Origin of the sequence: Alteribacillus sp. HJP-4, assembly GCF_042139015.1 — a bacterium.
Lineage (GTDB): Bacteria > Bacillota > Bacilli > Bacillales > Marinococcaceae > JBHIKY01.
In genome coordinates, this window is record NZ_JBHIKY010000001.1 from 265,257 (window position 1) to 281,044 (window position 15,788).

Sequence of the window (15,788 nt, forward strand, 5' to 3'; positions counted from 1 at the left end):
ACGTATCCGTGTCTTACTCCGATGTTTCTTCTTCTGGCGGTGGTTCTTGTTCTTGTTCATCTTGTCTATCTTCTTCCTCTTCTGCTGGTTCCTCCGGCGTTTCATCCGGTTCTTCGTTTTCGTCGTTTTCTTCGGCCGCATTTTGCTGATACTCTATTTCCACTTCATTGATATCCGGTTCTATTCTTACGTTGGAGGGGCCGGCTGCGCTGATCGGAAGCGTCGTTCTGCCACCGCCATCCTCGTCTTCCTGCCATTCCGCTGACAGGGCGATATCATCCTGGGTGAGCCCATCAAGCACATTGGCTGCGCCGAAGAGTGTGACATTTGCTTGTCCATCCTCCGGATTCGCGAAATCAAATTCATGATCCTCCGGCATGTTTTCTATCTCAATCGGGATGCTCTCAAACGCTGCTTCTTCGCGGTCTGCCACCTCGACCTCGACCTCAAGCGTCTCCGGACGGATCCGTTCCACGCCTTCGGGGAGCTCCGGATTTATTTCTATCGTGCCATTGCCTTCAATTTCAGAGAGGTCAAGTACCGCTTCAACGGTATCAATCTCTTCTAAAATTTCCATCGGCCCGAAAATAGTTACCTCTGTCGGCTCAATATCGAGTGATTCAATACTAAGGTTGTCCGGCAGGCTGCCTTCTCTCGAAAGATTGATCGGCACCTCTGCGGATGGGCTGTCCGCCGGCACGTGTACGTTGACAATCTCTGGATCGGCGGTTATGTTCATTTCTTCCCCGTACGCGTCATAGGCGACGACCTGGGACTCTCCTTCCACGTCTCCGTTCGCCCCGGAAACATCGACATACGCACGAAGATTTTCAATCCTGCGGTGCTGCGAAGGCGCTGCAATCACCGTTACCTGTTCCGGGTCGGTCGATGGGTCGCCGAAGGTGTAGCCGTCCTCCGCTTGATCTTCATTTGTCAGCTCCACATCGACCGGATAGTCTCTGCTTTCGAGCTCTTCAATCGTGACACTCACGGTGCGGGGACTGATAACAACGTTTAAGTCCGCCGGGAAGTTCTGGTGATCCACCCGGACGTTATGGGTGCCTTCCCCCATTTCCTGGAGGTCCACATACACCTCATAATTGGAGCGGGATAATTGAAACAGCATGATCGACGTCTGCGTGCCGGTCACCTCGACATCGACCGTTTCCGGCATATCGACGACTGCATACTGTTCGTCATTCACCTCCGCCCGCAGCTCCACATCCTCGAGCGTGTAGCTGCTTTCGTCATTGTTTGGAATGACGCCGGGCTGATTACTGACGTTATTCATGTTTACCATGATATAGAGCATGACCGCGACACACAAGGAGACAAATTTCACAAACCAGTGATTGTTGAATAGTCTATCCATCCTTTTTGCCTCCCCATTGCCACAGGCTGGATGGATTCTTATCTTCCGTGAGCAGCAGCTCTTTTTCCAGCATAGCCCGTAAGGTTTCTTCATCTATGTCGCGGTGCAGGTCCCCATTCTTGGTGACGGAGATGCTTCCGGTTTCTTCGGAAACGATCAGCGTCATCGCGTCGGTGACTTCACTGATCCCTAGCGCTGCACGGTGCCTTGTCCCCAGCTCCTTGGAAATAAACGGGTTTTCCGAGAGCGGAAGGTAGCAGGCAGCCGCTGCGATTTCATTGTTTCTCATGATGACCGCTCCGTCGTGCAGCGGGGTATTCGGAATAAAAATATTTATCAAAAGCTCCGACGTAATCGTTGCATTCATCGGGATGCCCGTTTCCACATAATCGTTCATGCCCGTTTCGTTTTCAATGGAAATCAACGCCCCAATGCGGCGCTTTGCCATGTATTTCATCGATTTGAGGATGGCTTCGACGGTCTTTACCGCATTCTCCTCTTCCGGTGTAATGTTTCGGCCGAAAATCCTGCCGCGGCCGAGCTGCTCGAGTGCGCGCCGCAGCTCCGGCTGGAAAATAATAATGATGGCTAACAGCCCGTATGTAACTGCCTGCGACATAATCCACTGCAGCGTCCGCAGACCGAACAGACTGCTTAGCAGCCAGACGACGAGAATGACCGTTATACCCTTCAGCAGCTGAACTGCCCGGGTCCCCCGAATTACCGTAATCAGCTTATAAATGACATACGTCACCAGGGTGATGTCCACAACCATTCCTAATGTATTTAAAACATTTAAGTCTCCAGGAAACATCGTACTTCCTCCAATTATTATTTCGAAAAAAAACAAAATACCGATTACATTATAGCACAATTTTTTTCCCTGACGCTCGCCATGTACTATGTGCTTAATCTATCATGAAAAAAATTAAAAAAGGGAATGCTTCCCAGCGAGACTTATGAAACGATATAGATATATAGAAAAATACCTGAAGTACAGCAGCTTCAGGTATTTATTCGCTTTCGTCCCCGTGACTCTTATCTCCGAAGGAAAAGGCGTCTACGGCAATTCGTTTTGTATGATACCATACCCATTCCACAGCCTGGTCCACTTCTTCGACCTCTCCGGCTACATTTCCGGCAGAGGCCATGTAAGGTTTCCCATTAATGACCGTTAAATCTCCAGTAATTTCCCCGCGGACCTCGACTTCCCCGTTTCGGACGGTTAAATCGCCATCGACCACTTCTCCTTCCGGTACGATGACCCTTCCGCCTTCGCGGTCGATCTGAACATTTTCTCCGCCCACGACGGACACCTGGTCAGTGGACTGGTCACTCCAGACCGATATGAGGCTGGTGGCCATCATCAGGACGAACAGCGACGCCGCTACGAGAAACGGATGCTGGCGCGCCCAGCGCTTCCATGTCTTTCTTTTCTGCTTCTGCGGAAGGCTCGCCATCACCTCGGATGTAAATCCGGCCGGTGCTTCCATGTGGGAGGAGCTTTGCACAAGCATCATTGATTTATTCAGCTCATCAAAGTGAATACGACACTCCGGACAGGAGTCTAAATGAGTAAAAAAACGAACTCTTTCCTGTTCATTCATTTCCCCATCCAAGTATTTATGCAATTGCGCTTCGCATTGTTTATCACAAGCCATATTAATCCTCCCTCCTCACGCGCTGCCCAGTCTTTTGCGCAAGGCTTCCCGGCCTCTGTGAATATGTGTCTTCACTGTATTGTCCGGGAGGTCTAAAATGTCGCTGATTTGTTTTATGGGCAAATCTTCTATGTATCGTAATATAATAGCGGATCTGTACTTTGGAGGCAACTGGGAAATTTCCTCCTGGACCCTGCTCTGCATTTCCATCGTAACGACCTGCTCCTCTGGAAGCTTATCCGGTGTGGCTATCTGCGAATATCCGGTCAGCCCCTCTGTGCCTTTGACTTCCGCATCAAGCGAATAGTCAGGCTTTTTCTTCCGAAGCCGGTCGATACAAAGGTTCGTGGTGATCCGGAACAGCCAGGTCGAGAATTTCCGGCTTTCATCGTAGCTGTCCAGATTGGAATAGGCCCGAAGAAACGCTTCCTGAGCCATATCCTGAGCTTCATGGCTGCTGCCTGTCATCCGAAAGGCAATCTGATAGACTTTGTCCTTGTACAAATCTACCAGCTCGGCAAACGCATCCTGATCACCATCTTTTTTTATTTCTTTGATTAAGCGCTGTACAACCGCGTCCATACACTCGACCTCCACCCACCAAGCGGGTTTCTATTCTTACGTATCAGTTATCCATCCGTTTCAATTTTTACAAAAAAAAATCACGTACTATATATCTATTCTACGAAAATATCCGTATTACAGAAAATCATTCAAACGTTTGATTTACATTTTTTTGAACATGCTCTATTGTAACATGTATACCGTTTGTATTACTTATAAAATTTACAAAAATGTGAAAAATTCTAGGTAGGGGTTTTCATTACTTTCGGATTGGGTAATAATGTAAAGAATGTACAAACATGCATAGTTTTACGGAGGTGAACCCTTTGACTGAAACGAAGCTTTTAAAAGAAATAGAGTGGAAACGTCAATCTCTGAATAAAGCTGCATGGAATAAACCTCTCTTTTCTGAAGAAGTCGTCCGTCTGAGTAAAGAACTTGATTCTTTATTAAATAGATATGATGGCAAGAAAGCTGTCTCTTCCGACCATTGAATCGGGAGAGACTTTTTTTGTTTTTAAGGGCCGCTTGATTCTCATTTTAATATGGAGATGCGAATAGGCGTAATGGCGGGCTGCACAATAAAAAAACCCGGCGACTGAGCCGGGTGATCGTCTCTATATTTGGTGGAGCCTAGCGGGATCGAACCGCTGACCTCCTGCGTGCAAGGCAGGCGCTCTCCCAGCTGAGCTAAGGCCCCTTACTAGGTTATGTAATGGAGCGGGTGATGGGAATCGAACCCACGACATCAGCTTGGAAGGCTGAGGTTTTACCACTAAACTACACCCGCAGGAATTTCTGGAGCGGAAGACGGGATTCGAACCCGCGACCCCCACCTTGGCAAGGTGATGTTCTACCACTGAACTACTTCCGCGTTGTTTTAGGTAAAAATGGTGAGCCATGGAGGATTCGAACCTCCGACCCTCTGATTAAAAGTCAGATGCTCTACCAACTGAGCTAATGGCTCGCTTTAAGTAATTGCTTTTTTTGCGTGTGGCACACGTTATAAATAACCGTCAATTCTTGTGCTCGTCGCGTACTGCTATGCAGTACTTGCTCCTCGCAAACCTACTAAGAAGCTTATACAAGAGGTTTACGGTTCGCTAATGGCTCATTATATGAGTTATGCTTTTATGCAGTAACTACTTGTTATTAACATCCGTTAATGATTGTGCTCGTCGCGTACTGCTATGCAGTACTTGCTCCTCGCAAACCTACAACGATGTTTATTCAGGAGGTTTACGGTTCGCTAATGGCTCGTTGGTGCAAAGACAAATAGATTGCTTTTAACGTGCACCACTTGATTGTCCCATAGTTTGCTGCTGTTTGCCATAAACAGTGTTCCCTATCAAACAGGTTTTAAAACAATGGTGGAGGGGGACGGACTCGAACCGCCGAACCCAAAGGGAGCAGATTTACAGTCTGCCGCGTTTGGCCAACTTCGCTACCCCTCCTTAATGGAGATACTTTTCTATTTAAACAAACGAAAAAACGTTTGTCAACGTTTCTTGAATAGTAGATATAGAAAATGGTGACCCGTACGGGATTCGAACCCGTGTTACCGCCGTGAAAGGGCGGTGTCTTAACCACTTGACCAACGGGCCACAGAGGCAGCAAGAACGGTTATGCTCTTGCTGACATATGACATTATATAATAGAGTTCACAGGTTGGCAATAGATTTTAAGAATTTTAAGGAGCACTTTTGGAGTTATTTTTCTACCAGTGCCATTTGCAGATTTTAATGGACATATTCACTTGGATCTGTCCTGAGACGCCGTGCCATTCTGATCGGCGAATTTAAACAAACGTTTGATGGAGATGATCACTTCTACCACATAAGTATGCACCACATATGATTGATTTGAGCAGCAACTGGAGGCAAGTCTGACAATCTCGTCACTTTGCCGGATCTCCCGTCCACTCAGAAGCCAACCAAAAAGCCTGCCGTGATCAGTATCACAACAGGCTGAGCATGTAATTAATTATTCGTTTTCGTGCCTTTGGCGCCTTCTGCATTCTGCATATTAAAGAGGTTCGAATCAATGGAGAAGATCAGCTTCTCCCGCTCGCGCTTCCGCTTTAACGACAGCTGGATGAGCTGGTGCAGCAGCTGGGAATATTTTTTCCCGGCCGGCTCCCACAGGTAGAAGGAAAGAGAGCCTGGAATCGTGTTGATTTCATTGACGAAGACCTTGTCTGCCGTCTGGTCAATCAAGAAGTCAATGCGCGATACACCGCTGCAGCCGAGGATCTGAAACGTATCCTTGGCGAGTTCTTCGACTTCTGTCTTTCGTTCTTCGGTAACCGGCGCCGGAATGATGCGGTCGGTGCTTTCCATACCTTTGGAGCCTTCGCCGCCTTTGCCGCTGCCCCCCTGATATTTATCCTGATAGCTTAAAATATCTTCGGTTTTCAGCACTTCTTCAATGACGGAAGCTTCGACTTCTTCGTAATCACCGACGACGGAGCAGTTTACTTCTTTCATATCAGAAACCATCGGCTCCACCAGTATTTTCCCTGCAAATTCCATCGCTTCTTCCACCGCGCCTTCGAGCTCTTCCCGGTTGGCCGCTTTGTTAATGCCGACGCTTGAGCCCAGGTTCGCCGGTTTGACGATGACTGGATAGGTGAGCTTTTGTTCGATCATGCCTTCAATTTCACCGCTGTCCTCGGCCCAGTGACTGTTATAAAACCACACGTAATCAAGCACCGGCAGGCCGGAATCACGGAGCATCTGCTTCATGACGACTTTATCCATTCCGGCCGCAGAAGACATGACGTCACAGCCTACATAAGGAAGGTCAAGCAGCTCGAAAAAGCCCTGCAGTGCACCGTCTTCTCCAAAGGTCCCGTGGACGATCGGAAAAGCCACGTCGATTTCTGCCACCTCGCGTTTTCCAAATTTCGGCACGGGGTTTTTCTGAAGGATGACACTGCCGGATTCTGAACGTGTCACGGTTATTTTCTGGGCGGCAGCAAGGAGCTGCTTCAGGTCTTTGTAAGACTCAATATCAAGGAGCTCTTCTCCTGTATACCACTGACGGTCCTTGCTTATATAGACAGGGACGACTTCATATTGCTGGTCATCCATTGCTTTTATCGCCTGGAGTGCAGAAATAACCGACACTTCATGCTCGACGGAAATTCCTCCGAAAAATACACCTACTCTAGTTTTCATTAATGTCTTCCCCTCGCTTCCTTACTCGTTAAAAGTGTCCGGTAAATCGTTTTCTAACAGCACGACCGATTTCTGGACAGATACTTCATTCATCTTCGCAAGTGCATCCTGCAGATCAGCAGCTACATAAAACTGATTCTCCGGGTACCCTTTTGCGGCAAGTCCATCCTGCAGCGGCTTCGTCTGTTTTTTACCGACTAAAATAATGAAATCACAGACATCGGCGGCATATTCCGCAAATGATTTGTTCAGATCATATTCCTTCTCGCCAAGTTCAATCATGCCAGGGGTTACGAGCACTTTGTATTCCGGCATCTGCCCGAGCACTTCGAGCGCCATCCGCGAGCCGACCGGATTTGAATTAAAGCTGTCGTCGACGATCGTGATGTTGCCGCTTGTTTTTCTTAACTCCAGCCGGTGTTCCACAGGCTGAACCTGCTTAATCGCCCGTGCAATCTTCTCAAGAGAGATCCCTTTTTCGGATGCGATGGCGATCGCGGCAAGAATGTTGTAAATGTTATGGCGTCCAAGCAGCTTGGTCTGCACTTCCATGGAGGTGCCGTCATATTTATAGACCGTAAACTTCGAGCCTTTCGATGAATAGGAAATGTCCCCGGCCCGGTAATGAAGGTCGGTTTCGTCGATTCCATAATATATCGTGCGGCAGCGGTTGCGCTGCTCATAGGCCATAATATTTTTATCGTCTTTGTTTAAAAAGGCGGTGCCCTCATGCGGCAGCGTTTCCACGAGTTCGAATTTCGTCTTCTTAATGTTATCGAGGGATTTAAACGTTTCGAGGTGCTGCTCGCCAATTGCCGTGAGGATGCCGTATTTCTGATGGACAAGCTCACAAATTTCTTCGATGTCATGCTCCTGCTTCGCTCCCATTTCCGCAATAAACAGCTCATGGTACGGCTTCAGCATAGAGCGGATCGTACGGGTGACGCCCATTTTTGTATTGTAGCTTTCCGGCGTCATCAGTACGTTGTACTGGGAAGAGAGCACTCGTTCAAGAATGTGCTTCGTGCTCGTTTTTCCGTAGCTGCCTGTGACTCCGATCACTTCGAGGTTCGGCATCGATTTAATAATTTTTTCCGCATCGTTAAAATAATATTGATTGATCTGATTTTCAATCGGCCAGTTCAGCACATTGGCCGCTTTCACCATGAAAAACACGAGGAAATTTGTAATAATTGTGACAAGCAGCAGCCAGAATACTGTCCGTTCCTCACCCAGGCTTAAAAGAACGCCGAGCAGCGCGAACACACTGTACAGGACACCCGTCGTAATAAAAAGACGTTTCACGCGCGCTGTGATGACGAGCTTCTTTTTCTGCTGTTCTTCCTTTAAAAAGTAGCCGTTGACCGCATACAGCACAATTCCAATCAATAGCGCCAGCACTTCGTTCTCCATCAGTAATGCGAGAAATGCGACGGCGGGAACGATATTTTTTCCGGGAAACACCTGGCCTGGATGGTCTTTGATCCAGCGCCAGTAGCGTTCGTTCCGGTACGAATTTAATTGCAGCATATGCGCACTTTTTTTCACAAGCCTGGCGGTGTAAAAACCCCATGCTGCTAAAAATATTATAATGAGGAAACTAATCATGGCTCGACCTCTCTCCCTTCTCTTTTTTTAGGAAGTTGTCGACGATAATAAGGAATTCGTTCAGGTTATCAATGTAGGAATAATGCCCGGCCCTTTTCAATACTACCAGTCCTGAATCAGGTATCATTTCTTCCATTATTTTACCGTCTTCCACTGGGGTGGCTTCGTCGTTTTCTCCCCAGACCAGCAGGGTGGATGCTTTAATATGAGGCAGATGATGGCGCAGGTCCTCGTTGACGACCTTTACCATGGTCTGCTGCATCGTTCCTGATACATTCTTATAATCGGCAGATCCGAGCTTTCCTTTTACTTTTGTCAAAATGTCGTCCTCATAGCGGTTAATAATCGGCAGCTTTAACAGCTTCTTAAATGTTTTGTACGTATACACCTTCACGTAATATTTGAGCTTGCGCTTCGGTTTAATACCCGCGCTGTCCACGAGTATTATTTTACGGACAGGATGGGCAGACGCATATTTAATCGAGACGCGGCCGCCGAAGGAATGGCCGATGAGAATCGGATTGTCAATTCCCAGTTTGGCGAGAAATTTCCCGAGCATATCGGTGTAATCAGCGACGGTCCACGGCTCAGGAGGCTCTTCGCTTTCGCCGAATCCCGGAAAGTCAATCGACCACACCTTGAAATTCTTCTCTAATGATTGGTGAACCGGCGCAAACGTCTGAATGTTGGCGCCCCAGCCATGCAGCAGTAAAACGTCCGCTCCCTCGCCGGAGACCTTATAGTTTATTTTCACACCGTCAATATCGATGTTCACAAAAAAACGCTCCTATTCTATGAAAATCTTCCTGCTCGATCCGAGGCAGGCATTCTTATTTTATGTATGCGAAAGGATGAAAAGCACGCCTATTTCACATGTAAACACAATAACACCATTATATCTTATCACATCTGAAAGGAAACGAGAATTGTCACTTTTGACCTGATTATGAAGGAGTTCTGTTTCATTGACTTTTTATTTAGGGTTACGTAATATTTTTATAGATTAAGAAAGAAGGGATAGCATGGCATCGGAGGAAGTGCTTGACCCCCGCAAAAAGAAATTATTAATCCGCCTTATTTCTATTATACTTATTTTCGCCGTGATGAACGGCACGATGTTTAACGTGGCCGTTCCGGATATTCAGGATTATTTCGGCCTCGCTGCCTCTGAGGTGAGCTGGGTGCTGACCGGCTACATTATGGTCTATGCGGTCGGATCGCTCATGTACGGCAAGCTCGCTGATTACTATCCGATTAAAACACTTTTGACATTTGGGATAACGCTGTTTGCTGCTGGAGCCCTGCTCGGCTTTTTTTCGCCGAATTTCGGCGTGCTTATTCTCGCGAGAGTTCTGCAGGCGGCCGGCGGCGCCACCATTCCGGCGCTTGCCTTTATCATTCCGGCCCGTTTTTTTCCGAATGACCGCGGTAAGGTGTTTGGTGTCATCTCCTCGACGGTTGCTTTCGCCTCCGGGATCGGACCGATTATCGGTGGAATCGTCGGCGGTGCCCTGGACTGGCGCTACCTGTTTTTATTTTCCGTCGCCTCGATGATTGCCCTGCCGTTTCTGCGGAGCTGGCTGCCGGAGGAGAAGAAAAGAGGAGGCTCAATCGATTTTCTCGGCGCGTTTCTGTTTGGTATCGCGATTGCCTCACTGCTGTTGTTTGTCACGACCGGCATCCTCTTTTTTGTCGGCTTGTTCGCAGCGTTCGCCGCTTTTTTTGTATGGCGGACGATCAAAGCGGCGGATCCGTTTATCCGGCCGGCCATGCTGAAAAATAAACACTACACCGTCACTATTTTCACAAGCTTTCTTGGCACGAGTACGCTCTTCGGCCTTATTTTTGTCATTCCTATAATGATGAGAGAGCTCTACGATATGAGCACGACCGGCATTGGCCTGGTGCTTTTTCCCGGGGCGATGCTTGCCGGCTTTCTCGGCAGGCTGGGAGGAGAGCTGGTGGACCGCAGAGGCGGGGAGTATGTAGTGGTGCTCGCCCTGATCCTGATAGGAACCGGCTGCTTTTTCATTTCCACCTTCGCCGGATATGCGCCCTGGGTCGTGTCTTTGTCTCTCATGATTGCGTACCTTGGCTTTCCGTTAATCCAGAGCTCGACTGCGAACATTTTATCGACCATATTACCGGCGGAGTCGACCGGTGTCGGCATCGGTTTATTTAACCTGATGAACTTTATGGCCGGCGCCTTCAGCAGCGCGATCTTTGGAGCGGTGCTGGAGCTGAACAACGTGACGCTGTCCTTGAACCCGTTCGCACAGCACGGCTCGAATGTGATTTTCTCCAACCTCTATGTCTGCCTTGTGTTTGTTGCGGCGGCAGCTCTTATCATGTTTAAGCTGACGTTTCGGCCGCTGGCGTCTGTGCAGGAGGCGGCGGTCGATAGGCAATAAAAAACCTGCCGCGACAAGAGTCACAGCAGGTTCGAAATAGGCGGAAGGCGGACATTTGAGGGAGGGGAAAGTTCTGGGCAGATGAAACACTTCATCTCTGCCTCTTTGTAATCACGCTCAGTCCGAACACCCGCCCTGCCGCTCTGCCCGCTTGAGACGTAAAGGTTACCGTCACCTTCGTTCTTCCATTCGTCAAAGCCGCCGGAACATCATAGGCTTTTTGAAATAACTCCTCCGGCTGTTCTCCCTGAAGAATCTCACGTGCCACCACCTTGTCGCCGACCGCTATATCAAACTCTCGTTCATACCTTGTGCCGTCCGCTTCCAATGGTCCGTCACTGCCGTAATACGTAACGAGCAGGATATTTTCTGTGGCCGGGTCCACCGCCATGTCATAGCTGAAACTCCCATCCCCGCGGCATTCACGCCAGCCGCTGTGCACCTGATGCAGATACCCTGAGATTGAATTGCACGCTTTCAAGTGATGATCTATCTCGGGCTGCTGCTCGTTCGGATATACGGTATCGACGGTTTTCACTTCCGATTTTTCGGCGCGGGACCGGTATTCTCGGTAATCCGCTTCATTCATGCATTCCCAGTACAATGTATAGCGCTGGTGATGGAGTTTATAAAAAGGAATTAGTTTGATTTTTTGGCTGCCGGGCATTGCGATCGCTTTTGTTTCAAACAGGAGCGGATTACTGCTGACCTGCTGAATTTCCTGTTCCACCTCCTCTTTATTTGTCACGAGCACCGGCGCCTCCACCCGTTCGTGATAATTCAGCTGCTGATGATCCTCAAGAATATCGGTGGCTGGAAAATTTTCCGTACCAAGAGCACCCGCTAATACTATAGGCCCGTACATGAATGCTTTTTTACTTTCCTGATCCTTTGCCCTGTATGTATGCAGATTCATGGGCATGTTCACTTCCACACGGTCGCCACTTTTCCACCTGCGGCTTATTATCAGATAGCCGTTTTCATTTGGAGCATGGTGGTACGCTCCATTCACGAGGATCTGAACCGTCCCCACTGTCCAATACGGCTCTCGAATGCAGATATCAAGCATGCTGCCAGTTGCTTTTTTAACATACAATGTCGTCGTCTCCTCGTTTGGAAAAGAGGTTTCCTGCTCCAGTACCATTCCCCTGTCCTGCATAATCAGGCGGGAGGATATAAATAAATTTACATACAAGCGGGAGCCGCTGATGTAATAGATATTCTGATGGTACCTCGCCGGATTTTCTAAGCCGGTTCCTGTACAGCACCAAAACGAATTCTCCGGTGAGCAATACACCTTAAAATGTCCCGGCAGCGTCGACACGAAATACGTTTTCATCCCGGAATCCGGGTCCTGTGAAGCGAGAATGTGGTTATAGAGCGCTTTTTCATAAAAGTCCATATACACAGCCTTCGGAGACCAGCGGAACAAGTGGGAGGTAAGCTTTAACATATTGTAGGTGTTGCACGTTTCGGTGGTGGTAATACCTAAGGCTTCCTCCTCCGGCGGACCGAAATGCTCACGGATGCTGTTGCCGCCGATAACATACGTACGGGAGGCTGTGACCTGGTGCCAGAAAAACCTGGCAGCTCTTTGATAGTAAGGCTCTCCCGTGATCTCATAAAGCTTTGCAGCTCCTATGACCTTTGGAATCTGGGTATTCGCATGCTTTCCCTCCAGCTCATCCACCTCTGCTGCAAGCGGATCAAGCACGGCTTGATGACAAAAACGCTTTGCGAGCGTCCGAAATCTCTTCTCTCCAGTGAGAAGATATACCTCTGCCATCGACTCATTCATACCGCCATGTTCACACGTTAACATTCTTTGAAACTGGTGGTCTGAAAGCTTTGCTAATCCTTTTTCTGCCCACGCTGCCAGCTTCACTACCACCTCTCGTGCTGGTTCGTAGCCCGTGCAGTGATATGCATCAATCAGGCCGGCAAAGATTTTGTGGAGGCTGTACCACGGCACCCAGGACCCTGCCAGTCTGAAGCGTTCCACTTCGAAGTCCCCGGTGAATACTTGGTCAAAACAAGTTCTCGGAAATCCACTGACATACCCGTCCGGATCAAAGTGCTGAATATGCTTCAGCTCATCAACGGCATATATTACCTTGTGCTTCAGCTCGTAGTCACCTGTTGCTTCATACATGAGCGATGCAGCCGACAGCCAGTGTCCGATTGAATGTCCCGCGATCGCCGTAGCTTCCCAGCCACCGTATCTTGCTTTTTTCGGCGGCTGCAAGTTCGCTTCATAGCAGGGGGCAGCCAGCCGGTCTATATCGAGCGATAAAATGTAACCTTTCCCTGTTTCCTGGGATTCTTTAAAAAGTCCCTCTAAAAGCTTCACCCGGGACGCTTGCTGATGATGTATAGTTTCCAACGCCGTGATCTCCTTTACTTAATAGATTTACTGTTGCGCCATTTGAGAAAAACTACTTTTCTCCGGCAGTGAATACGATGTCATTTTCATCATAATAAATCCAAGTACACTGCCGCCAAACACAGGAATGAGTCCCGGCACCTTTACAAACACATATATGGACCCCGCAAGCAGTATGATCATGGACAGCGTCTGCAGCGGCTTTCCTATCGCCATCACAAATGCGTAAGTGACATACTGCCTCGTGCTCAGCTTGAAATGAACAAACAATGGAAATATATAGAGAAGGACGAGTACATAGACAAATATGAGCAAATACGTAATGATGGTAATCATTTGATTAATCAAGCTGGCATCTAACTGCTGAAGTACTCTTACATTCACATATAAAACAAAGCCTGCAGCCGTCAGCATCCAGCCAATCAGATTGGCTCTCAGAAATTCACGCTTGTAATGATGCCAGAATTGCTTGATTACAGGAATGCTTTTCTCATGCTTGACATCCACGATTCGCGTCCGCAGTACAGCAAAAAGTGCGGCAGTGGCCGGGAAAACCCCGAATACAAAGAGACCGAGCGCTGAAAACAGCACCCACAGCAGATTTGTGAGAAATAAATGCAGTGCCCACTCGCCGAAACGGATATAGTGACTTGTTATGCGATTCATAGGTAAGCTCCTTTCTCAGCCTTTAACGGAACCAATCATAACTCCTTTTTCGAAGTATTTTTGAATAAACGGATAAAGGAGGAGAATCGGCAGTGTGGCCACGATAATCACCCCGTATTTAATCTGATCGGCATACCTTTGTGCGTAGCCCCCGCCCGTATCTCCACTTCCTGTCCCCTGCATCGACACCTGATTGGATAACAGAATATCTCTCAACACAATCTGCAGCGGCTGCAGGCTGTAATCTCTGATATAAATTAAACCGGTAAAAAAATCGTTCCAGTGCCAGACGAGGTAGTAAAGGCCGATGACCGAGATGACAGCTTTAGAGAGCGGCAGAACAATCTTCCAGAAAAATGTGAAATGGTTACACCCATCCATCGTTGCAGCTTCATACATTTCCTTTGGTATGGTGTTTTCAAAAAAGGTACGGGCAATAATGAGATTGAATACATTCACCGTCAGCGGGTTGAAAATAAAGACCCACATCGTGTCAAGCAGCTGCAGATCCTTCATTAATAGATACGTAGGAATTAAGCCGCCGTTGAAAAACATCGTGAAAATAAAGAAAAACATCAGCGGCCGTCTTGCTCTGAATTCCTGTCTGGAAAGGACATATGCGGCAGGAAGAGTAAGCAGCAGGTTCACAAACGTTCCCCCGAAGGAGTAAATCATCGTATTGCGGTAGCCTGTCCAGATTCTCGGGTCCTGAAAAATCTCCTGGTATCCATATAAGCTGAAGCCTTTCGGCAGCAGGAGAACCTGGCCGGTCGAAACCATGGTGGAATCACTGACCGAAGCAATAATGACAAAATAGAGCGGATAAGCCACCACAAAAAATACAATGGCACATAGAAAATAAACACAAATATCAAATATCGTATCGGAATTGATTTTTCGTTTCCCTTGCAGCGTTTCCATTACTTCCCCTCCATTCCGTTGCTACCATAAGCTGATCCTTGAGTATCGCTTCGCAATATAGTTCACCGCTACTAATAAGGTGAAATTAATCATTGTGTTAAACAGGCCAATGGCCGCAGCATAGCTGAATTGATTGGAAACAATCCCGATTTTATACACGTACGTTTCAATAACTTCCGAGATGGGAAGGTTCAAGGAATTCTGCATCAGAAAAATCTTTTCAAAGCCTGTGCTGATGACAGTCCCCATGTTTAGAATCAAGAGGATGATAATGGTCGGCACGATCGCCGGCAGCTCGACATTACGGATGATCTGCCATCGGTTCGCTCCATCGATCTTGGCCGAATCATATAATTGGGTATCAACGCTCGAGAGAGCTGCTAAGTATATGATGCTGTTCCAGCCGACATGCTGCCAAATATCAGAAAGCACATACACCGGGACAAAGGCGGTGACAGAAGCGAGCAGATTGGAGTCGAATCCGAGCTTACTGACAATCAGTCCGACTATTCCTGTATTTGGGGAAAGCAGCACATTCAACAGCCCTACTAACACCACAATGGAAATAAAATGAGGAAAATAAACGGTCGTTTGAAATATTTTCTTCCCTTTTTTCCAGCGGATCTGATTAATTAACAACGCAAGGAAAATGGGAGCAGGAAACCCTACAATAATAGTAGTAAGACTGATCAGCACAGTATTTCTCATTAAATCTGCAAACATGTGACTGTTAATAAACTGCTCAAAATATTTAAGGCCGACCCACTCCCCGCCGGTCAGCCCTGCACTGAAATCATACTCACGAAAAGCCAGTTGAATGCCGTACATCGGGATGTAATTAAAGATGATTACCGTGATGATCGCGGGAATAATCATCAGCCATAGCTGATAATCTCGTTTAAACGTGTTTATGACCGTCTGTTTCTTTTTTTCAGTGACTGATTTTACATTTTTAATCTCTTCTGTCTGCGGATTGACATAGGCCAAAAACACCACCTCTTCCTTTATTTTGTAAAGGGAGGC

13 protein-coding genes and 6 tRNA genes are annotated in these 15,788 nt (G+C 47.7%); 2 read left to right on the forward strand and 17 right to left on the reverse strand.

Features of this window, described 5'->3' with window-relative positions:
- Positions 1-13: 13 nt before the first annotated feature.
- The 4 genes from ACE4RR_RS01205 to sigW form a co-directional block, all read right to left on the reverse strand.
- Positions 14-1,372, reverse strand: a complete 1,359-nt coding sequence (locus ACE4RR_RS01205) for a CdaR family protein (RefSeq protein WP_375533562.1) — start codon at positions 1,370-1,372, stop codon at positions 14-16.
- Entirely contained in the window at positions 1,365-2,186 is an 822-nt protein-coding gene (gene cdaA / locus ACE4RR_RS01210) for a diadenylate cyclase CdaA (RefSeq protein WP_375533563.1), read from the reverse strand. Before cdaA ends, ACE4RR_RS01205 begins: the two co-directional genes overlap by 8 nt.
- A 199-nt stretch (positions 2,187-2,385) precedes the next feature.
- Positions 2,386-3,033, reverse strand: coding sequence for a zf-HC2 domain-containing protein (locus ACE4RR_RS01215; protein ID WP_375533564.1), 648 nt, complete (start codon positions 3,031-3,033; stop codon positions 2,386-2,388).
- 15 nt (positions 3,034-3,048) lie between these two features.
- Positions 3,049-3,615 carry an RNA polymerase sigma factor SigW gene (sigW, locus tag ACE4RR_RS01220; RefSeq protein ID WP_375533565.1) on the reverse strand — a complete coding sequence of 189 codons (567 nt, stop codon included), beginning with the start codon at positions 3,613-3,615 and terminating at the stop codon, positions 3,049-3,051.
- Between the two features lie 308 nt (positions 3,616-3,923).
- Between sigW and ACE4RR_RS01225 the strand changes: the two genes are divergently transcribed.
- Positions 3,924-4,091: an aspartyl-phosphate phosphatase Spo0E family protein gene (locus ACE4RR_RS01225; protein ID WP_375533566.1), complete on the forward strand. Its 168-nt coding sequence runs from the start codon at positions 3,924-3,926 to the stop codon at positions 4,089-4,091.
- Between the two features lie 130 nt (positions 4,092-4,221).
- On the opposite strand, the gene ACE4RR_RS01230 is transcribed toward ACE4RR_RS01225, so the two are convergent.
- The 9 genes from ACE4RR_RS01230 to ACE4RR_RS01270 all read right to left on the reverse strand — a co-directional run bounded on the left by ACE4RR_RS01230 (position 4,222) and on the right by ACE4RR_RS01270 (position 9,159).
- Positions 4,222-4,297 (reverse strand) — tRNA-Ala (locus ACE4RR_RS01230).
- Positions 4,298-4,313: 16 nt separating this feature from the next.
- A tRNA-Gly gene (locus tag ACE4RR_RS01235) sits at positions 4,314-4,387 on the reverse strand.
- 9 nt (positions 4,388-4,396) lie between these two features.
- Positions 4,397-4,471: transfer RNA gene (locus tag ACE4RR_RS01240), tRNA-Gly, on the reverse strand.
- Between the two features lie 17 nt (positions 4,472-4,488).
- Positions 4,489-4,564, reverse strand: a tRNA-Lys gene (locus ACE4RR_RS01245).
- Between the two features lie 401 nt (positions 4,565-4,965).
- Positions 4,966-5,051 (reverse strand) — tRNA-Tyr (locus tag ACE4RR_RS01250).
- Positions 5,052-5,126: 75 nt separating this feature from the next.
- A tRNA-Glu gene (locus ACE4RR_RS01255) sits at positions 5,127-5,201 on the reverse strand.
- A 375-nt stretch (positions 5,202-5,576) separates the two neighbouring features.
- Positions 5,577-6,776, reverse strand: coding sequence for a D-alanine--D-alanine ligase family protein (locus ACE4RR_RS01260; RefSeq protein ID WP_375533567.1), 1,200 nt, complete (start codon positions 6,774-6,776; stop codon positions 5,577-5,579).
- A 21-nt stretch (positions 6,777-6,797) separates the two neighbouring features.
- Positions 6,798-8,384 (reverse strand): UDP-N-acetylmuramoyl-tripeptide--D-alanyl-D-alanine ligase, encoded by a 1,587-nt coding sequence (locus ACE4RR_RS01265; protein ID WP_375533568.1) that lies wholly within the window; start codon positions 8,382-8,384, stop codon positions 6,798-6,800.
- On the reverse strand, positions 8,377-9,159 hold the full coding sequence (locus ACE4RR_RS01270) for an alpha/beta fold hydrolase (RefSeq protein WP_375533569.1): 783 nt from the start codon (positions 9,157-9,159) through the stop codon (positions 8,377-8,379). The genes ACE4RR_RS01265 and ACE4RR_RS01270 overlap by 8 nt, the downstream gene beginning before the upstream one ends.
- 247 nt (positions 9,160-9,406) lie before the next feature.
- Here ACE4RR_RS01270 and ACE4RR_RS01275 point away from each other — a divergent pair, with 247 nt between their 5' ends.
- Entirely contained in the window at positions 9,407-10,795 is a 1,389-nt protein-coding gene (locus tag ACE4RR_RS01275; RefSeq protein WP_375533570.1) for an MFS transporter, read from the forward strand.
- 91 nt (positions 10,796-10,886) lie between these two features.
- Here the strand turns inward: ACE4RR_RS01275 and ACE4RR_RS01280 are convergent, their stop codons facing one another.
- From ACE4RR_RS01280 to ACE4RR_RS01295, 4 genes are read right to left on the reverse strand one after another with little or no spacing between them, the layout of a single operon-like run.
- A complete protein-coding gene (locus ACE4RR_RS01280; protein WP_375533571.1) occupies positions 10,887-13,178 on the reverse strand; it encodes a beta-L-arabinofuranosidase domain-containing protein in 2,292 nt (763 codons plus the stop codon).
- 27 nt (positions 13,179-13,205) lie between these two features.
- The gene (locus ACE4RR_RS01285; protein WP_375533572.1) at positions 13,206-13,844 is read right to left on the reverse strand and encodes a YesL family protein; all 639 of its coding nucleotides are present in this window, start codon (positions 13,842-13,844) and stop codon (positions 13,206-13,208) included.
- A gap of 15 nt (positions 13,845-13,859) precedes the next feature.
- Positions 13,860-14,765, reverse strand: coding sequence for a carbohydrate ABC transporter permease (locus ACE4RR_RS01290; protein WP_375533573.1), 906 nt, complete (start codon positions 14,763-14,765; stop codon positions 13,860-13,862).
- 21 nt (positions 14,766-14,786) lie between these two features.
- Positions 14,787-15,641 (reverse strand): ABC transporter permease, encoded by an 855-nt coding sequence (locus tag ACE4RR_RS01295; RefSeq protein ID WP_375533618.1) that lies wholly within the window; start codon positions 15,639-15,641, stop codon positions 14,787-14,789.
- Positions 15,642-15,788 lie beyond the last annotated feature (147 nt).